Source organism: Nitratireductor aquimarinus (genome assembly GCF_017255295.1).
GTDB lineage: Bacteria > Pseudomonadota > Alphaproteobacteria > Rhizobiales > Rhizobiaceae > Nitratireductor > Nitratireductor aquimarinus.
The window spans coordinates 499,659-518,687 of the sequence record NZ_JAFKDE010000002.1; the positions used below are offsets into that span (position 1 = coordinate 499,659).

The window sequence follows — 19,029 nt, forward strand, 5'->3', positions numbered from 1 at the left end:
AAAAGGCTCGGATCAGTACCGGGGATAAGTGACGGGCGTGGAGCGATCCACGCCCGTTTCACTTGTGCAAATGGCCTGTAGCGGCTAGCTGTTCGCCATTCGGGTAACCGGCAAAGGTAAGACATGCGACTTGGCGGACGGCTGGCTGCGGCCATTGAGATTCTGGACGATATCGACCGGCGATACAGGCCGGCAGCGGATGCGCTGAGAGACTGGGGACTGTCCCACCGTTTCGCTGGCTCCAAGGATCGCGCCGCCATCGGCAACATCGTTTACGATGCGCTGCGCCGCAAACGCTCTGCCGGCTGGATTTTTCAGGAAGAAACGCCACGCGCGCTGGCCTTCGGCGCTCTGCTCTTGCAGGGCGAGTGCACGCCGGACATGCTCAACGCCGCGCTGGCGGAAGACAGTTTCGCGCCGCCGCTGCTCTCCACCGATGAAATTGCCCGCATTGCGGATCACCCGCTTGATGCCGCGCCCGATGGCGTGCGTGCGGAAAGCCCTGAATGGTGCGAGCCGCTTCTGAAACGCACCTGGGGTGACGACTGGGTGGCGGAAGCCGCAGCGCTTTCGGAACGCCCGCCGCTCGACATGCGAACCAACACGCTCCGGGCGACGCGTGATCAGGTTGCAAAGGCGCTTGCCAGCGCCGGTGCGCTGCCCTGCGATCTCGCGCCTCAGGGCCTGCGCGTTCCGGCCATCGAAGGGCAGGGGCGGCATCCCAATGTGCAGTCCGAGCAGGCTTTCCGCGATGGCTGGTTCGAAGTGCAGGACGAGGGGTCGCAGATCGTTGCAGAGCTGACGGATGCGACGCCGGGCATGCAGGTGCTCGATTTCTGCGCCGGCGCTGGCGGCAAGTCGCTCGCCATGTCCGCAGCCATGGGCAATACCGGCCAGATCCATGCATTTGATGCAGACAGGAAACGGCTTGCCCCCATCATCGACCGGCTGAAGCGGGCAGGGTGCCGCAATGTGCAGGCGGTGGCGGATGAGGCTGCCCTTGCGCCCTTCGAGGGACGGCTCGATCTGGTCGTGGTCGATGCGCCCTGCACCGGGGCCGGCACCTGGCGGCGCAGGCCCGACGCTAAATGGCGGCTGGGCGAGAAACAGCTGGAACAGCGTCAGGCCGAGCAGGCCGAAATTCTCGCCAAGGCCGCGCGTTTCGTGCGTCCCGGCGGTCGTCTCGCCTACATTACATGCTCGGTTTTTGCCGAAGAGAACGAAGATCAGGTCCGGGCCTTCATCGAGGCAAATCCGGCGTTTCGCCCGGTGGACCATGAGGCGCTCTGGGAAAGGCACTTCCCCGGCAAGGCGGCCAGGGCAAGAATAGACCAGGCGACCGGCATCGCGCTTTCGCCCCACCGCACTGCAACGGACGGTTTCCACTTCGCCGCTCTGGAGCGCGTCTGAGAGAGGCCGGAACCGCGGCACAGGAGGTCTGCTTATGAACGGGACCAATCCCAACGAGACCAATCCCACGGATGTCGAAGCGCGGGTGCGCGCAAGCTTTGCCCGCCAGAAGATGATGCAGACCATCGGCGCGGAGCTGACGCTCGTGACGCCGGGCATTGTCGAGATCGAGATGCCTCATGCCGAAGGGCTGACCCAGCAGCACGGCTTTCTGCATGCGGGCGTGATTTCGACAGCGCTCGATTCTGCCTGCGGTTATGCCGCCTTTTCGCTGATGCCGGTGGATGCTGCGGTGCTGACCATCGAATTCAAGGTCAATCTGCTTGCGCCGGGGCGCGGAGAGCGCTTTCTGTTTCGCGGCGAGGTCACCAAGCCCGGCCGCACCATCATTGTCGCTGACGGCCAGGCCTATGCCTATTCTTCTGAAGGAGATGCCAAGTTGATCGCCACCATGACCGGAACCATGATGACCATCGTCGGACGGGAAGGGCTGGAAGGATGACGCGGGCTCCCGTGGAACCGGCCATCCTCTCCGGCAAGCGCGTTCTCTTCGTGATGGCGGCGGATGCCGAATATGGCCCGCATCTCAAGAAGCGCTTCACACCGCTGATGACCGGCATCGGCCCGGTCGAGGCCGGCGTTGTTCTGGGCGCCGAGCTTGCGCTGCTTGACGCGGAAGGGCAGTTGCCCGACCTGCTCGTGTCGCTTGGCTCGGCCGGCAGCCGCTCGCTGGAGCAGACCGAGGTTTATCAGGCGACCGCCGTGTCCTACCGCGACATGGATGCCTCGCCGCTCGGTTTCGAGAAGGGCGTGACGCCGTTCCTCGATCATCCGGCGGTCATGCCCCTGCCGCATCGCATTCCCGGCATTCGCGAGGCAACGCTTTCGACCGGCGCGAATATCGTTTCGGGCGCGGCCTATGACGCCATCGACGCCGAGATGGTGGACATGGAGACGTTTGCGGCGCTGCGCGCCTGCCAGCGCTTCGGTCTCGGTCTGGTGGCGCTGCGCGGCATCTCCGATGGCGCTGCCGAACTGCAGCACGTGGCCGACTGGACGGAGTATCTGCACGTCATCGACGAGAAGCTCGCATCGGCCGTGGATCAGTTGGAAGAAGCCCTCACCAAGGGGCTTTTGTGATGGCGCACTGCATGATTTTCAGTACAAACAGACCAGCCGCTTCAGGCCCGGATGCGGCGTTTCGGCACCGGGAAAACTTTGCCCGCCCGCTTGCGCCCACCCGTATCTTTCTCTAAAGGCTCGCCATGAAAACGACATCCCATCCCGACACAGTTCTCATCGTTGATTTCGGCAGCCAGGTCACGCAGCTCATTGCGCGGCGGGTGCGCGAAGCCGGAGTCTATTGCGAAATCGCACCGTTCCAGTCGGCGGAAGAGGCGTTTGAGCGCCTTGCGCCCAAGGCGGTCATCCTCTCCGGCAGCCCGGCCTCGACGGTCGATATCGGCAGCCCGCGCGCGCCGCAGGTGATCTTCGATTCCGGTCTTCCGGTGCTCGGCATCTGCTATGGCGAGCAGACCATGTGCGCCCAGCTCGGCGGCAAGGTCGAAGGCAGCGATCACCGTGAATTCGGTCGCGCCTTCCTCGAAATCGAGGACGATTGCCCGCTGTTCGAAGGCATCTGGGCCAAGGGCACGCGCCATCAGGTTTGGATGAGCCATGGCGACCGCGTGACGGCCATTCCGCCCGGCTTCCGCGTTGTCGGCACCTCCACGGGCGCGCCCTTCGCGGCCATTGCCAATGAGGAGCGCAAATATTACGGCGTGCAGTTCCACCCCGAAGTGGTGCACACGCCGGATGGCGCGAAGCTTCTTTCGAATTTCGTGAACAACATTGCCGGCCTTCAGGGCGACTGGACGATGGCCGCCTATCGCGAGCAGGCCGTCGACGCCATCCGCAAGCAGGTTGGCGACGGCAAGGTGATCTGCGCGCTTTCCGGCGGCGTCGATTCCTCCGTGGCCGCGCTGCTCACCCATGAAGCCATTGGCGATCAGCTCACCTGCATTCTGGTCGATCACGGTCTGATGCGTAAGAACGAGGCGGCGGAAGTCGTCGCCATGTTCCGCGAGCACTACAATCTCCCGCTCATCCTGGTGGACGCCTCCGACCGCTTCATCGGCGCTCTGGAAGGCGAGAGCGACCCGGAGACGAAGCGCAAGACCATTGGCCGCCTGTTCATCGAAGTGTTCGAGGAAGAGGCCAAGAAGCTCGGCGGCGCCGACTTCCTGGTGCAGGGCACGCTTTATCCCGACGTGATCGAGAGCGTCTCGTTCACCGGTGGTCCCTCGGTCACCATCAAGTCGCACCACAATGTAGGCGGTCTGCCCGAGCGCATGAACATGAGCCTGGTGGAGCCGCTGCGCGAGCTCTTCAAGGACGAGGTGCGCGTGCTCGGCAAGGAGCTCGGCCTGCCCGACAGCTTCATCGGCCGCCATCCCTTCCCGGGACCGGGCCTCGCCATCCGCTGCCCCGGCGGCGTGACCCGCGAGAAGCTCGAGATCCTGCGCTCCGCCGATGCGATCTATCTGGACGAAATCCGCAAGGCCGGTCTCTACGACGCGATCTGGCAGGCTTTTGCCGTGCTTCTGCCGGTGCAGACCGTGGGCGTTATGGGCGATGGACGCACCTATGAGTTCGTCTGCGCGCTGCGCGCGGTAACGTCGGTCGACGGCATGACCGCCGATTTCTACCATTACGACATGGAATTCCTCGGCCGCGCGGCGACCCGCATCATCAACGAGGTGAAGGGCATCAACCGCGTCGTTTACGACGTGACGTCCAAGCCGCCTGGCACCATCGAGTGGGAGTGATCCGGCCATGAACGCTTCGAACCCTGTCGTGATCTACGGCATCAAGAACTGCGACACGATGAAGAAGGCGCGGTCCTGGCTTGAGGCGCATGACGTTGCGCATGCGTTTCACGACTACAAGACCGCCGGCATCGACCGTGAGCGGCTGGAAGCCTGGGTCCGCGAGCTGGGCTGGGAAAAGGTTCTCAACCGCGCCGGCACGACGTTCCGCAAACTGTCCGATGCGGACAAGGCGGATCTCGACGCCGACAAGGCCGTCAAGCTGATGCTGGAGCAGCCCAGCATGATCAAGCGCCCGGTTCTGGATCTCGGCGATCAGCGCATCCTTGGCTTCAAGCCCGAAATCTACGAGACCGCCTTCGCCTCCTGAACGAAGGCGCACCGGTGAGAAAGACGAGGGGCTCCCGCACCGGCGAGAGCCCCTTTTTCATTCCGTTTCTCGACACGCAAAGCCGGTTTCTTGCCAATTCTTCATATAGTTGGGATACATTGGGGCTTCTATCCACGCGGCCGGGAGCTCCTTGCGCATGAAGCGGGTGATACTCACGCTGATTTCCATCGCGATCGCGGCCACCGTGGCGGTGATCATTCTGCGCCTGCTGTTCCCGCTTCCAGACATTTCCAATCGCGCGCCGGAAAAGACGATTGCGGTCGATCCCGCCACACCGCTGGGGCGGTTGATGGCGCAGGGGGCCTCAAGCCACCCCGGCAAAACCGGCGTTCTTCCGCTGGCCGATGGCAAGGATGCGCTGGCGAGCCGGCTCGCGCTGATCGAGCGGGCCGAAGTCTCCATCGATGCGCAATATTACATCTGGCATGACGATACGTCCGGCATCCTGCTTCTGGCGGCTCTGAAAGAGGCCGCCGACCGCGGTGTGCGGGTGCGCCTCCTGCTCGACGACAATGGCGTGCCGGGGCTCGACGGCTACATGGCCGCGCTGAACACGCTGCCGAATTTCGATATCCGGCTGTTCAATCCTTCCACGGTGCGCCGGCCAAAGCTCTTCGGATATACGTTCGACTTTTTCCGCATGAACCGGCGCATGCACAACAAGGCACTGATCGCGGACGGTGCGGCGGCGATTATCGGCGGCCGCAACATCGGCGATGAATATTTCCAGATCGGCGACGCCTTCTATGTGGACATGGACGTGCTGGCGACGGGCCATGTGCTGCCGCAGACGGCGGCCGTGTTCGATCAATACTGGAACAGCGCTTCCGTGTTCGGCGTCGAGACGGTCATCAATGGTTCGGGCGACATGGCCGGCTTCGAGACGCGTGTCGCGGAGGTGGAGGGCAGCGAGGAAGCCCGCGCGGTTCTGGCCGAACTGGAAAGCAGTGCGGCGCGTTATGCCGGGGGCGGCGAGGCGCTTGAATGGACCAATGTGCAGCTCGTGGCCGACGATCCAGTCAAGGGGCAGGGCATCGCCACGCGCGATCAACTCATGATCATGCGGCTGGGCGCGCTTCTCGGCGAAACGCGCGAGCGGCTTGATCTGATCTCGGCCTATTTCGTGCCGGGAAAGATCGGGGCCGCCTATTTCGGGGATCTGGCGCGCACCGACAGGCAGGTGAACATCCTGACCAACGCGCTCAACACCACGGATGTGCTTCTCGTTCACAGCGGCTATGCCAAATACCGGCGCGAGCTTCTGGAGGCCGGCGTCAATCTTTATGAGCTGAAGCTGCGTGGCGGGGTGACGCCTGAATCGGCGATCCAGTTGAAGCCGCTGGGGCTTTCGGGCGCGAGCCTGCACGCGAAGACCTTCTCGATGGATGGCGAGCGCATCTTTATCGGGTCGTTCAACTTCGATCCGCGCTCGGCGATGCTGAATTGCGAGATGGGTTTCCTGATCGACAGTCCGTCCATGGCGCAGCAGGTGAGCGCCGGCTTTGATGGTCCGCTCGATCTGGTAAGCTATCAGCCTGAACTCACACCGGAAAACAAGATGATCTGGGTAGAGGAGAAGCGGCAGGGCGATCCGGTAATCTATCAGGAAGAACCTGGCGCTACATGGTTCCAGCAGATTGCTACAGTTGTTATCGGCTGGTTGCCGGTGGAATGGCTGCTCTAGGCGGCCTCAAGGAGAGTAAAATGAAGAACTGGTTCTGGTGGTTGCTCGCGGGCATTATCTCGCTTGTCGGTGGTTTTATCGCGCTGGCCAATCCATTGGCCGCAACGCTCACGGCCGAGCTTCTGGCCGGCTGGGTGTTTATCGTTGTGGGCATTCTGACGATCCTGTCGGTGTTCAACGATCAGGGGTGGGGCGGACGGCTTCTGTCCATCCTGCTGGGGCTGGCGCTGCTTTTCGTTGGCGTGAGCCTGATCGCGAACCCGCTCGGCGGCATGGTCTCGCTGACCTTCGTGGTCGCTGCGATGCTTCTGGCCATGGGCGTAATGCGCATTTTCCTGGGCATTGGCGCATCGGATTCGCGTCTGCGCTGGATCATGATCCTGGCCGGCATCGTCTCGCTGGTGCTCGGTGGCATGATTCTCGCGAACTTCCCGCAGTCGGCGCTGGTCGTTCTGGGCATTTTCCTCGCCGTGGAACTGATCTCCAATGGCGTGTCCCTGATTGTGCTGGCGCTTTCCCGCAAAAGCCCGGCAGTGTGAGAGAGATAAAATGAAGCACTGGATGTTGTGGCTCCTGGCCGGCGTTGTGGCGCTGGTCGGTGGCCTGGCTGCCCTGTTCAACCTGAACTCGGCCTCGAACCTGACGATCACGCTGGGTGGCTGGGCGCTGGTCATCGTCGGCGCCCTTCAGGGCTGGGCAGCCTACAAGGCGAAGGACGTTCGCACGATGACCGGCGCAGGGTTGCTGGCGGCAGCCGCGCTTTTTCTCGGCGTGTCGCTTCTGTTCGGACCGTTTGGCGATGGCAGCATACTGCGCGTCCTGCTGGGTGTGTTCCTGCTCGCGTCGGGCCTCGGCAAGGTGTGGATGGGGCGCAGCCTGCGCGGTGACACGGTTTTCCCCGCGCTGCTTGTGGCGGGCGGCGTATCGGCCGTTCTCGGCCTGATCGTGCTCATGGGCCTCAGCCTCAATTTCGGGCTGATCGTTGCACTCGAACTGCTCGCAAGCGGCGCTGCACTCGTGCTTCTGTCGCTGCGTCTGAGACAACATGCTCCAAAAGGCTGATCCGCTTCGTGCCTTCACCACACTGGTCATGGCCGTCGTACTGGCGGTCCTGATCGGGTGGATACTTGTGGTCGGGAAATCGGTTCTGATGCCGATCTTCATCGCGATCATTTCCGTCTATGTCCTGCTCACCGCGACAGCGGCGCTTGCCCGGGTGCCGCTGATCGGCCTGTTGCCGGAATGGGCGCTCAGGGGCGTTGTGCTGGCGATTTTCGTTCTGGTGCTGCTGCTTCTGGCGAGCGTTCTGGTCGGCACGGCAGAGCAGGTGATGGCGCGCCTGCCCGTCTACCAGAAGAACCTGACGGATATGCTGGAGAGCATATCGGCCCGCTTCGAGATTGAAGAAATTCCCAATCTCAGCACGCTGATCGAGACGCTCTGGGGGCGGATCAACCTGCAGCGGATTGCGGCTGTCGGCATCGGCTCGGTCGGCTCGCTGGCCGGCGTGATCTTCATGGCCGTGATCTATTCCACCTTTCTGATGGCCGAGCGTGGCGGCTTTGCGCGCAAGATCGCTGCTGTCCTGCCTCAGGAGCGGGCCAGCCAGGCGCATATGATGGTGCGCGACATCAACCGCAATATCGGCGAATACCTTACCGTCAAAACGCTTGTGAACGTCATTCTGGGCGTCATGTCCTTTACGGTCCTCAAGCTGTTTGGCGTCGATTTTGCGCTGTTCTGGGCGGTGCTTATCGGCCTCTTGAACTACATCCCCTATGTGGGGTCGCTGCTTGGCGTGGTCTTCCCCGTGCTTCTGACGCTTGCGCAGTTCGGTTCGATCCAGACGACGGTTGTTGTTGCGATCCTGCTCACGGGTGCGCAGATGTGGGTCGGCAATTCTCTGGAGCCGCGAATGATCGGGCGGCGGATCAACATGTCGCCTTTCGTGGTGCTTGTGTCACTTGCGCTCTGGTCGTCCCTGTGGGGCATTCCGGGCGCCATTCTGGCCATTCCGCTCACTTCGATGTTTGCAATCATTCTGGCAAACTTCGAGGGCACGCGGCCGATTGCACTCCTTCTTGCCGAAGACGTGCAGGCGGTGCTGCAAAACGGCGAAGAAAAATGAGGATGATCGCGGAACTCTGGCGGGGGGTGCGTGCGGCCTTTTCCGACAGGAATGTTCTGAGCCTGATGGCTTTCACATGCACCATCGTTCTGTGTGCCGCGATCTTCTATTCCTGGGCTGAAGACTGGTCTTTTCTGGATGCAGTCTATTTCTCGGTCATCACCATCTCGACCGTGGGCTATGGAGACTTCTCCCCGCAAACCTTTGCAGGCAAGATGTTCACCATCGTCTATGTGCTGATTGGCCTCGGTGTCTTCGTTGCCACGGCCACCACCGTCGCCACCGCCATCCTCTCCCATCGTCTCAAGGATGAAGACGAGGCGGACAGGAAAAGGCGGGCAAGGCGCACAAAAAAACGGCCCTGAATGTCAGGGCCGTTTTAGCTGGGAAACAGACAATGTTGCATCAATCGCTGACCACCGTGCGGTTGACCAGGTTCAGGCGACGGTCCGGACCGACGATGTAGATTTCACGGTAGTGGGTACCCCTGTTGTAGAAGTCATTGAAGGTCACCGAGCCGATAGGGGTGTTGTCCAGCGTTGACATGCTGGTTTCGTAATTCAGGCTTCCCTTGATCGGTTCCACGGCGACTGAAGGTGCGGCGAGAAACAGCGTTGCCAATGCCGTCAGAATGAGGGTTTTCATAACGACCTCCCTGTAGATGGTGATTTTTACGGACTTCGACGCGATCTTACGCTTGCCGAAGCGCGGAGTATCGCAGGGCGGGCGATCACTGTGAAATCAAGTGGTTGGGATTGAAAATCACGCAGCTGTGACGGAATCGCTGTTGCAAAATCCGTATCAGCAAAAGCCGGTCTTCAATTCCCCAGAGGTATCACCGGCAGATTGTCGATGAGGCGTGTTTCACCCAGCCAGGCGGCGGCGAGCAGCCTTGCGGGTTGATCGACGCGCTCGATCGGAAGCAGGGTTTCGGCGTCCCTCAGGTCGAAATATTCGACACGGTCGAAACCGGCAGCTTCCAGTGCCGAACGCGCCTCCTCAAGAACCGGCGCGGCCGCCATGCCCGAGGCGAGACGTTCGGCGGTCTCCCGCAGGACATTGGCGATGGCGGGGGCCGTGCGGCGTTCTTCCGGCGTCAGGCGCACATTGCGCGACGAGAGGGCAAGCCCGTCGGCCTCGCGCACGGTCGGGCAGCCGATTATCTCTGTCGGGATGTTGAGGTCGGCGACAAGCCGGCGCACCACCAGAAGCTGCTGAAAATCCTTTTCGCCGAAGAGCGCGCAGTCCGCGCCGCTTTGCAGCAGAAGCTTGCTGACCACGGTGGCGACGCCGTCGAAATGTCCGGGGCGGTGCGCACCGCACAGGCCCTCGCTGACGCCGGAGACCGAAACGGTAGTGGCGAAGCCGTTGCCATACATTTCCTCAACGCCGGGCGCGAACAGAACATCGACGCCGAACGGCGCAAGCTTCGCCGCGTCGTCAGCCTCGGTGCGCGGATAGGCTGCCAGATCCGATGCGTTGTTGAACTGTTTGGGATTGACGAAGAGCGTCACGATCACGCGTTCCGCGCGCTCCCTGCCGGCCCGCACCAGGCTCAGATGGCCTTCGTGCAGCGCCCCCATGGTGGGCACCACCGCTACGCGCTCGCCGGCGCGCCGCCACGTCTGAACCCGGTCGCGCAGATCGGCAACGGTGCGGAGAATGCTGAGGCTCATTCGGTCTTTCCCTTGTGGAGCGCCGGGACGGTGTCGGAGAAAACATGTTCGGCGGCGGGGAAGCGCCTTGCGCGCACATCGCGCGCATAGTCGGCAATGGCTTCATCCGCCGTCTGGCCGAGCTCTGCGAACCGCTTCACGAATTTCGGCCGGAACGTATCGAACATCCCGAGCATGTCGTCGACGACGAGGATCTGGCCGTCGCAGGACGCGGATGCGCCGATACCGATCGTGGGGATGGGGGTGGTGGCGGTGATCCGGTCGGCAAGTGCGGCCGGGACCTTCTCCAGCACCACGGAAAACGCGCCGGCGTCCGCCACGGCTTCCGCGTCACGCAGAATGTGGAAGGCGTCATCGCCGCGCCCCTGCACCTTGTAGCCGCCGAAACTGTTCACCGCCTGCGGGGTCAGGCCGATATGCCCCATGACGGGAATGCCGTGGCGGGTGAGGAAGCGGATGGTCCTTTCCATCGTCTCACCGCCCTCCAGCTTGACGGCGGAACAGCCCGTTTCGGCCATGATGCGGGCGGCATTGCGAAAGGCCTGCTCCGGCGACTCCTCGTAGGAGCCGAAGGGCATGTCGACCACGAGCAGAGCGCGTTCCACGCCCCGCCGCACGGCCTTCCCGTGCATGATCATCATGTCGAGAGTGACACCGAGCGTGCTTGGCAGACCGTGAAGAACCATGCCCACGCTGTCGCCGACAAGGACGATGTCGCAATGCCGGTCCACGATGCGGGCGAGGGGCGTGGTGTAGGCGGTGAGGCAGACGAGCGGTTCGCCCCCCTTTCTCGCCAGAATGTCAGGCGGCGTGAGAGCCGCAATTCTTGCGGTGGCGCTCAATATACTCCTCCCTTCGCTTTCGCCAGACGATCCGGAAAGGGTCGCATCCGTGCGATAGCGACAGGGATATGACACAGTTTTTCGCAGTTGCGAAGGCGTGAGGCGCAGATTGGCGAATGTCAATCGCCATTGAAAATGTCGGTAGATGTAAGGGTTTGCGCCAGATCACCCGGTGCGATCGGTTGGCCGGCGAGCACGGTCTGGGCCGCTTTCAGGCCACCTGTGATGCGCCGCAGCATCGGACTGGGGCCGAGCGTATCAAGCGGCAGGCCCCATTGTCCCTTGCCAGGCGTGCGCTGCGGCCAGACCTTCAGTTCGAAGTAGCGCGCCGCCTTCCGGTCCACATCGCCCCAATACTGGATCACCGTTGCATTGGGAGCGCTCTTGGCGATCCAGCCGAGATCCTGAATGCCCAGCCGGGGTTCGTCATGCGGCCGCTTGGCAAGAAGGATGGCGTCCCAGCTGTGTTCGAATATCTGGTTGGCGTGGGCCACGACAGCCACCTGCGCACCGGCCCGGCGCAGGCCCTGTTCCAGATTGTCGGAGAGGGGATTGTCACAGATGAGCACGATGTCCGCATCCTCCAGCGGAATTTCGGCATCCCTGAAAAGCGCCTGGCAAAGCGCGCTCTGGTATTCCCTGCCGCCCACGAGGGGGTGGGATTCATTGACGGCGGAAATGAGCACCTCGTGTTCCAGACAGGCTTCCACATCCACCTCGCCGGTCAGCGTCATCCATGCTTCGTGGAGAAGCGCCACGACCGAGTGTTCGTGCATGCGCTCGATCAGGGACCTTGTGATGGGGCGAATGGATGGGCCGTTCACCAGAATGTTGGTGGTTCGACAGGTCTCGTCGTCAATGCGCTCTTCAATGGAGAGGGCGTCTGCAAGTCCGGCTGCTTCGGCCAGCGCACGCGTTGCGTCGGCTGCTTCTTCTGCGGGCTGGAACCGCGTGGCGGGCGGGGTGATGGCGGTGACGGCGCTCGCCCCGGCCATGAGTGCGATGGTGGCGGTGGCGGCCAGAAGCCCGTTGTCGACGGGAACCACAACGCGCATTCCCGACAGGCTCAGCTCGAAGGTGCGAATGTTCTCTTCGATGAGCGCGAGCATGTCGGCTGTGTCGGTTTGTTGAGTTGCGCGTTCTGAACTGCCACTGCTTGTCATGAGAATTCTGCCCGGTTCACCGACCTTTCCTGGTCCGCCGTCCGGTGCCTGGTTGGCCGACACCGGCTCACTGCCATCGTTTCGCATATCCTCCCACTCCCCCGGTTCGCTCCTCTCCGTTTGAACCGGGAGACATCCCTCGCCATTGCCTCGGCGTGACGATCCGGAGCCTCGTTTATCTAATGCGTCAAGCCTGAAAGCCTCCCTGAAAACCTCAATGAAGGCGGTGGCTTAACACCCAATGACTTGTGTTGTGCAATGCCTGCAACTGCCTGAAATCATAAAAGCCCGCGCGCGCCGTGCAGATAGAACGTTGGTGCAAATCCCCTGCGCTTAGGTCTTATGCCTTTCATCTTGTCAGCGTATCGGCGGTTCTCCTCTAATCATTTTGAAAGGCATGGCTTTGGCGCCGGTTCAGTGGCGCAGTTCTGGGCGCGTCAGCGTGTAGGACGGTGTCTCGTCATGGTCGGCGACAAAGCTCTGCGCCATCAGCCGAAGCTGCCCGACAAGGCCGATCTGGCGTTGCAGCGCCGCCATGCGCCGCGTGTAGGTTTTCATAGCGCAGGTCATGTCATCGATCTGCGTGGAGAGCCGTGCCTCACGGGGGTGGTCCTCGAAACGCTCCTGCGCAAAGGCGGCAGTGGCCGCCACGCGCTCGCAGCGTTCCTTGAGGCCCTGTCGCTCGTGCCGCAAAGCCGCCTCGAGTTCCTCGAGGTTTGCAAGAAGCTGCGCGAACCGCGCCGCATCGCTGTCCCGGTCGGGCTCTGTGTTGCGTATGCGCAGAGCTGAAAACATGGTCCCGTCACGCTCCGTTTCTCAAATGGGTGTCCCGTTGCATCTTCACGCCGGCAAGCCTTGGGTGCAGCGGTGTGCGCGGGCGTCGCGCCGGCATCGGCGAAACGGGCGCGGGCTTTCGCCGTGCGATCTCGTCATCGATGATCTGCTGGAGGCGCGCCTTGAAATGCGTGTCGCTGAAGCGTTCGGCATGCTGGCGGATCAGGTCTGGCCGGAATGCGCTCTCCATCGCTTCGAAACGATGCACGGCGTCGATCAGCCCGGCCTCGGACTGTTCTTCGAACAGAAGGCCGGTGCGGTCGGGCACGATGGAATCGAGCACGCCGCCACTGGCATGGGCGATCACGGGTCTGCCGCTCGCCATCGCTTCCACGGGCACGATGCCGAAATCCTCGGTGCCGGGAAAAACGAGCGCCCGACAGGTCGCCAGCATCTCCTTCAGTTGCGGGAAGGGGGCGCGGCCGAGGAATGTGATCGTGGGACCGGCAAGCCGTTTCAGCGCCTCTGTCTCCGGCCCTTCGCCGATGACGACGAGCTTGCGCCCCATCGTGGTGAAGGCGCGCACGGCCAGATCCACCCGCTTGTAGCCGACGAGCTGGCCGGCAACGAGATAGTGATCGCCAAGATTTGCAGCCGGCGCGAAATCATCGACGCTCACCGGTGGATTGAGCACGGTTGCGCGGCGCCGATAGTATTTCCCGATCCGGTCGGCCACATGGCGCGAATTGGCGACAAATGCGTCCACGCGCGCGGCGGTGGTGACATCCCAGGTGCGCAGCGCCGGCGCGATCCACGGCATCATGAGGCGGGCCAGCGGCCCGGCATTGGCGCGGTAGAAATGATAGTGATCCCACACATAGCGCATGGGCGAGTGACAATAGCAGACATGGGTAGCCTGCGGCCCCGGCGTGATGCCCTTGGCCGGGCCGGATTCACTGGAAATCACCAGATCGTAGCCGGACACATCAAGGCTCTCCAGCGCAAAGGGCATCAGCGGCAGAAGCGACTGGTAGTGGCGACGCGAGCCCGGGATTTTCTGCAAAAACGAGGGGATGACCCGGTGCCGCCGGATCTTCTCCGAAACCCGGCTCTCGTCATAGACCAGCGTGAAAATGTCCGCATCGGGGTACATGTCGCACAGGGCTTCGACGACCTTTTCGCCTCCACGCATGGAGACCAGCCAGTAATGGACAATGGCGACGCGCACGGTGCTCCTCCCGGATTTGTCTTCCGGGATATTGCTGTGAAAGCGCGCGCGCGGGCACGCCGACAATACGGTTTAAGGCATGTCTGAACGAGGGAGCGCCACGCGCAAACGGGCTAGGTCATCATCCGATCGGACGGTTGCAAAGGGGCGAGGCTGCCCGCTCTGCCTCAAAAGCCCAATGGGCTTAGACGCCCTAGCCGAAAGGAACTAGCCGCACAGCATTTCAACCGAATTTACCTGACGCCGTTTCGCCCGATGATCGACGGCGGGGGAGGAGGTCTCGCGTCTTCCCCGGAACCGTATCAATCCAGAACCGCATCTATTCGGAACGGGCAGGATGAAGCAGCGCAGCATCAAGTGCACAGTCTCCACCGACCATCTGTCGGGGCGCACAATCGCGGCCCTCATGCTTCTCCTCGCTTCCCTTCTGCTTCTCGTGCCGGGCACTCCTTCCCGCGCTTCCGAGGAGTTTCGGCTCCTGCCGCAGACGCGGGTGAAGATTGCGGTGGTCGAGTGGGTGGAGGCGCAGGGCGAATATCGCGAATGGACGGCGCTCAATGGCGAATATGCGATTTCGCCTTCGGGCCGCATTGCGCTGCCGCTGGTCGGTCCGATGGAGGCCGAAGGCCGGACACCGCAGGCGCTGGCCGGAGAGATTGCGGCGGCGCTTCAGGAAAAGACCGGTCTTCTCGCGCCGCCCGACACCACGGTGGAGGTGGTGCGGTATCCATCCGTGTTCGTCACCGGCAGCGTGGAGCGGCCGGGCGAGTTCGAGTTCAAACCGGGGCTCAGCGTGCTGCAGGCGCTCGCCATGGCGGGCGGGCGGGTGCGCAGATCCGACCAGTCCGGCGGCTATTCGGAGCTTGAACAGATCCGTTACGCCGGCGAGATCGGCCGCATCGATCTTCAGCTTCTCCAGCTTTCAACACGCCGTGCGCGCCTTGAGGCGGAGCTGGTCGAGAACGCCGAGGTCGATTTCGAGACGGCGTTGCAGGGCCGTCCGCTGGCGGGTCATGCAGCCCAGTTCGTGCGGGACGAGCAGGCCATCTTCGAGGCCCGGCGCAACGCCTATCAGCGTCAACACAATTCGCTTTCGGAGCTTGGAACGCTCTTCCGCGAGGAGATCAAAATCCTCGACGAGAAGATGGTCGCGCAGGACCGGCAGATCCAGATCGCCCAGGACGAACTCGGCAATGTGGCCCAGCTCGTCAAGAAGGGCACGGTCACGAAATCGCGCGAAACCGGGCTTGAACGCATCGTGGCGGATCTGCAGGCAAGCCGCCTTGATCTGGCGGTCGCCTCGATGCGCGCGCAGCAGCGGCTGAGCGAGACCGAGCGCGACGCGCTCAGCCTTGAAGGCGTGCGGCGCACCGAAATCGGCGCGGAACTGCAGAAGGTCAATCTGGAAATCGACGATCTGGAACTGCGTCGCGGGGTAACGGAGCAGCTTCTTCAGGCAACGGGCGCTTCGCTCCTGCGGCGCGGTGAGCGCGCGGTGGAACAGCAGCCGCTGCGCTTCAGCGTGCTGCGTGGCGGTGATCAGGCAATGCGGGTCGAGGCAAGCGAGACGACGCGTCTGGAGCCGGGCGACGTTCTTGACGTGCAGCTCGATCTGCTGCGCGCCGCAACGCCGCGCGCTTCGCTGGAAAACGGAATCATGCAGGCGCAGTCGCGCTAGATCGCCGTGCCTTCAGGCGGCGCTACAAGACGGGGCGGGACAGGACATGGTGGTGCAGGAAATCAGAAAGCTGACCGGGACGGACATGGCGTCCAGGGAAAGCCGGCAGCAACAGGACTACATTTCATTCCGCGACATATGGGCGTTTCTGCGCCGGCATTTCTTCATCCTCGCGCTGGCCTCGGCGGCGGGGCTTGCGCTTGGTGCGCTCTACATCGCCAAGACCCAGCCCACCTACACCTCCATCGCGCGCATCGTGATCGACCGCGAACAGGCCCGCATCGCGTCGCAGGATGCTTCCACCGGCACCATCATCATCGAGACGGCGGAAATCGCCAGCGAGGTGGAGATCGTCAAGTCGGAGGCCATCGCCCGCTCGGTGATCAAGCAGCTCAACCTGACCGAAGATCCGGAGATACAGACCAGCTCTTCATGGCGGTCTGCGGTGCGCGGTGCGATCTCCTCCCTGTTATCGGTGTTCGATCAGGGGGATGAAGGCGCTGCGGCCGCGGGCGAACCCGATGAAGAAGACATCATGCGCCGCACCATGGCGGGTTTCCTCGGGCGCGTTTCGGTTCGGCGTGTGGGTCAGTCCTATGTGCTTGAGATCGGCTACACCTCCACCGATCCGGTCAAGGCGGCGCGGGCGGCCAACGCCATTGCCAACACCTATATGCAGTCGAGCCTCGACGCGAAATCGCAGATCATCGCGCGGGGCGCGCAATGGATCGAGGACCGGCTGGTCGAGGTCGGCCAGCAGGCGCATGAGGCCGCACTCAGCGCCGAGGAATACAGAAACCGCAACGACATCGCACAGGTGGGCGCGTCCGGTCTCGATCAGCAGCAGCTCACCGAGATCAGCAGCCAGTTGCTGTCCGCACAGGCGGCAAAAGCGGGTGAGGCCGCGCGGCTTGCCACGATCAACCGCATGCTCGCCGGTGAACTGCCGGACAGCTATGTCGGCGAGGCGTTGAACAACACCGAGATCAACCGGCTGCGCAGCGAATTAGGCGCCGCCCGCACCCGGCTTGAGGCGCAGCAGACACGCTATGGCGCAGAAAGTGAGCCGACGCTTGCGGCGAAGGCCGAGATCGCGCGTCTTGAAGGTCTCATCACCACCGAGCTGGTGCGCATTCAGGGGGTCTACAAGTCCAATCTCGACACGGCTGAGGCGCGCGAACAGCTTCTTCAGAAGCAGCTCGATGCGATCAAGGGCAATGTGTCGGAAAAGAACCTCGCACGGGTCGAGCTGACGGAGCTTGAAAGCCGCGCGACCACCTATCGCCGCATGTATGAAAGCGTTCTCCAGCAGCTCATCAGCACATTGCAGAAACAGTCCTTCCCGATTGGTGATGCGCGCATGGTGACGGCGGCCACGCCGCCGCTCGCGAAGAACTGGCCGAAGACGACCCTCATCATGCCGATGGCGCTGATGCTTGGCTTTGCCGGCGGGCTGGGGCTTGCGGGGCTGCGCGACGTGCTCGACCGTCGCATCAGCTCCGGCGAGCGGCTGGGGCGCGAACTGGGCCTGCCCACGCTCGGCTATGTGCCCTTCACGCGGTTCCAGGCCCCCGGCAGCAAGGGCGCGCTGCGCTTCGTTCTGGATGCGCCCTATTCGGGTTTCTCCGAGGCGCTGCGCGGCGTGAAAAGCTCCATTGACGCGGCCTTTCCTGCAGGTGGGCCGATCGTCGTCGGCCTCACATCGGTCGGTGGCGGCGAGGGCAAGAGCACCATCGCGGCCAATCTCGGCCAGCTCTACGCCAATGAAGGGCTGCGGGTGGTGCTGGTCGACGCCAATTTCAAAAAGCCCTATCTCAGCATTCAGGCCGCCAGTGCAGGCCCGAAAGCAGGGCTTGCGATCTTTAGCGACGATCTGGAATTGGACACGCCTGCCGACGGCAAGCGCAAGGGCGACAAGCAGGTCCGTCACGATGAAGCGCCGATCCTTCCCGTCCTGACCGTCGATCAGATCCGAAAGGCCGCGCATCCGGGGCACCGCTTCGGCCATCTGCCGGCGCTGAAGAAGAAGCTGGAAGAGCTCAGGCACGACTATGACGTGATCATCGTCGACCTCTCGACCTTCGCAACGTCTGCCGATGCGCGCGCGGCGAGCGCCTATGTCGACGGCATTCTTCTCGTGCTCGGCAATCGCCGCAACATGACGGTGGAGTGGCTTGCGAATGCGCTTTCCACCTTCGGCAAGTCGCGCGTCGGCATTCTGGGCGTGGTCTTCAACAAGCGCAAATCGGGGCAGTGGTGGCGACCTTCCAGCAGAAACACGGTTGGAGCGGGAGAGCGTCATGGCGTTTGAACGGTTTCATCGACACATGCACTATCGGGTGGCCGTGGGCATTGCGACCACTGGCCGACGGCCGATCCTTCATTCTGTCCTGCCGCATCTTCTGCACCAGTCGCAGCCGGTCGACGAGATCGTCATTTGCGCGGCTGCCGATGATGACGTCGATCCCGCCGCACTTGGCGCGCTTGGCGCACTTTCCGGGCGAACCCGCGTGGTGTTCTCGGAGCGCGGGCTCTGCCGGCAGCGAAACCGCATTCTTGAATGCGTCGGTAAGGCCGACATTCTGCTCTTTCTGGATGACGATTTCCTCGTCGCCCCCTCCTATGTGGAAGAGACTGTGCGCATCTTCCGGGAATATCCGGATGTGGTCATGAGCACGGGAACGGTGGATGCCGACGGCATTCTGGGGCCGGGAATCCCGCTGGAAGACGGGCTGCGGATCATCCGCACCCGGTCGGACGCGCCGCCGCGCGGCGGCGAGCAGCCGGTCTATAACGGCTATGGCTGCAACATGGCCGTTCGCATGTCGACGGTGCGTGGCTACGGGCTGCGGTTTGATGAAAACCTGCCGCTTTATGGCTGGCTGGAGGATGTGGATTTCAGCCGGCAGCTTGCGCGCCATGGGCGCATCGTGCGCTCACAAAGGCTGCGCGGGGTGCATCTGGGCACCAAGACGGGGCGCACATCGGGCATCCGGCTTGGCTATTCGCAGATCGCCAACCCTGTCTATCTGATGCGCAAGAAGACCATGAGCCCGCGCCATGCCGCGCCGCAGATCATGCGCAATCTTGTCGCCAACACGGTGAAGATCTTCCGGCCAGAACCCTGGGTGGACCGGCGTGGCCGGCTCTCGGGCAATATGCGCGCGCTGGCGGATCTCGTGCGTGGCCGGCTTGCGCCGCAAAACGTCACCGTTCTGGAATAGGAG

Annotated in this window: 19 protein-coding genes; 13 read left to right on the forward strand and 6 right to left on the reverse strand. The window is 62.8% G+C overall.

Translation table 11 applies throughout. From position 1 onward, the window contains the following. Window positions 1-123: 123 nt before the first annotated feature. The 10 genes from JYP46_RS02735 to JYP46_RS02780 all read left to right on the forward strand — a co-directional run bounded on the left by JYP46_RS02735 (window position 124) and on the right by JYP46_RS02780 (window position 8,806). Entirely contained in the window at window positions 124-1,410 is a 1,287-nt protein-coding gene (locus tag JYP46_RS02735; RefSeq protein ID WP_206547196.1) for an RsmB/NOP family class I SAM-dependent RNA methyltransferase, read from the forward strand. Between the two features lie 34 nt (window positions 1,411-1,444). After that, window positions 1,445-1,912, forward strand: a complete 468-nt coding sequence (locus JYP46_RS02740; RefSeq protein WP_113154440.1) for a PaaI family thioesterase — start codon at window positions 1,445-1,447, stop codon at window positions 1,910-1,912. Next, window positions 1,909-2,550 (forward strand): 5'-methylthioadenosine/S-adenosylhomocysteine nucleosidase, encoded by a 642-nt coding sequence (locus JYP46_RS02745; protein WP_206547197.1) that lies wholly within the window; start codon window positions 1,909-1,911, stop codon window positions 2,548-2,550. The genes JYP46_RS02740 and JYP46_RS02745 overlap by 4 nt, the downstream gene beginning before the upstream one ends. Window positions 2,551-2,675: 125 nt before the next feature. Beyond that, window positions 2,676-4,238 (forward strand): glutamine-hydrolyzing GMP synthase, encoded by a 1,563-nt coding sequence (gene guaA / locus JYP46_RS02750; protein WP_206545786.1) that lies wholly within the window; start codon window positions 2,676-2,678, stop codon window positions 4,236-4,238. Between the two features lie 7 nt (window positions 4,239-4,245). After that, window positions 4,246-4,608 (forward strand): ArsC family reductase, encoded by a 363-nt coding sequence (locus tag JYP46_RS02755; protein ID WP_206547198.1) that lies wholly within the window; start codon window positions 4,246-4,248, stop codon window positions 4,606-4,608. A 157-nt stretch (window positions 4,609-4,765) separates the two neighbouring features. After that, window positions 4,766-6,313 (forward strand): phospholipase D family protein, encoded by a 1,548-nt coding sequence (locus JYP46_RS02760; RefSeq protein WP_210346551.1) that lies wholly within the window; start codon window positions 4,766-4,768, stop codon window positions 6,311-6,313. Between the two features lie 20 nt (window positions 6,314-6,333). Then, window positions 6,334-6,852, forward strand: coding sequence for an HdeD family acid-resistance protein (locus JYP46_RS02765; RefSeq protein ID WP_222473826.1), 519 nt, complete (start codon window positions 6,334-6,336; stop codon window positions 6,850-6,852). A 10-nt stretch (window positions 6,853-6,862) separates the two neighbouring features. Further along, window positions 6,863-7,375 (forward strand): HdeD family acid-resistance protein, encoded by a 513-nt coding sequence (locus JYP46_RS02770; protein WP_113154446.1) that lies wholly within the window; start codon window positions 6,863-6,865, stop codon window positions 7,373-7,375. Beyond that, window positions 7,359-8,441, forward strand: coding sequence for an AI-2E family transporter (locus JYP46_RS02775; RefSeq protein ID WP_206545788.1), 1,083 nt, complete (start codon window positions 7,359-7,361; stop codon window positions 8,439-8,441). The genes JYP46_RS02770 and JYP46_RS02775 overlap by 17 nt, the downstream gene beginning before the upstream one ends. A gap of 2 nt (window positions 8,442-8,443) precedes the next feature. Continuing rightward, window positions 8,444-8,806: a potassium channel family protein gene (locus JYP46_RS02780; protein WP_206547200.1), complete on the forward strand. Its 363-nt coding sequence runs from the start codon at window positions 8,444-8,446 to the stop codon at window positions 8,804-8,806. 40 nt (window positions 8,807-8,846) lie between these two features. Here JYP46_RS02780 and JYP46_RS02785 read toward each other — a convergent pair whose 3' ends face one another. The 6 genes from JYP46_RS02785 to JYP46_RS02810 all read right to left on the reverse strand — a co-directional run bounded on the left by JYP46_RS02785 (window position 8,847) and on the right by JYP46_RS02810 (window position 14,124). Further along, window positions 8,847-9,086, reverse strand: coding sequence for a hypothetical protein (locus tag JYP46_RS02785; RefSeq protein WP_206545789.1), 240 nt, complete (start codon window positions 9,084-9,086; stop codon window positions 8,847-8,849). 173 nt (window positions 9,087-9,259) lie between these two features. Continuing rightward, window positions 9,260-10,117, reverse strand: a complete 858-nt coding sequence (panC, locus tag JYP46_RS02790; protein ID WP_206547201.1) for a pantoate--beta-alanine ligase — start codon at window positions 10,115-10,117, stop codon at window positions 9,260-9,262. After that, window positions 10,114-10,959 (reverse strand): 3-methyl-2-oxobutanoate hydroxymethyltransferase, encoded by an 846-nt coding sequence (gene panB, locus JYP46_RS02795; RefSeq protein WP_206547202.1) that lies wholly within the window; start codon window positions 10,957-10,959, stop codon window positions 10,114-10,116. Before panB ends, panC begins: the two co-directional genes overlap by 4 nt. Window positions 10,960-11,078: 119 nt before the next feature. Continuing rightward, a complete protein-coding gene (locus JYP46_RS02800; protein WP_206547203.1) occupies window positions 11,079-12,068 on the reverse strand; it encodes a hypothetical protein in 990 nt (329 codons plus the stop codon). A 468-nt stretch (window positions 12,069-12,536) separates the two neighbouring features. After that, complete coding sequence (locus JYP46_RS02805; protein WP_206547204.1) at window positions 12,537-12,917, reverse strand: hypothetical protein; 381 nt, start codon at window positions 12,915-12,917, stop codon at window positions 12,537-12,539. A gap of 7 nt (window positions 12,918-12,924) precedes the next feature. Beyond that, complete coding sequence (locus JYP46_RS02810) at window positions 12,925-14,124, reverse strand: glycosyltransferase (protein WP_206547205.1); 1,200 nt, start codon at window positions 14,122-14,124, stop codon at window positions 12,925-12,927. 337 nt (window positions 14,125-14,461) lie between these two features. Between JYP46_RS02810 and JYP46_RS02815 the strand changes: the two genes are divergently transcribed. Genes JYP46_RS02815 through JYP46_RS02825 form a run of 3 tightly spaced genes read left to right on the forward strand, consistent with a single transcriptional unit; the run spans window position 14,462 to window position 19,026 of the window. Further along, window positions 14,462-15,802: a polysaccharide biosynthesis/export family protein gene (locus tag JYP46_RS02815; RefSeq protein WP_222473828.1), complete on the forward strand. Its 1,341-nt coding sequence runs from the start codon at window positions 14,462-14,464 to the stop codon at window positions 15,800-15,802. Window positions 15,803-15,848: 46 nt separating this feature from the next. Beyond that, entirely contained in the window at window positions 15,849-18,113 is a 2,265-nt protein-coding gene (locus tag JYP46_RS02820) for a GumC family protein (RefSeq protein WP_206547206.1), read from the forward strand. Then, a complete protein-coding gene (locus JYP46_RS02825; RefSeq protein WP_206547207.1) occupies window positions 18,103-19,026 on the forward strand; it encodes a glycosyltransferase family 2 protein in 924 nt (307 codons plus the stop codon). The genes JYP46_RS02820 and JYP46_RS02825 overlap by 11 nt, the downstream gene beginning before the upstream one ends. The last annotated feature ends 3 nt before the right edge of the window (window positions 19,027-19,029 follow it).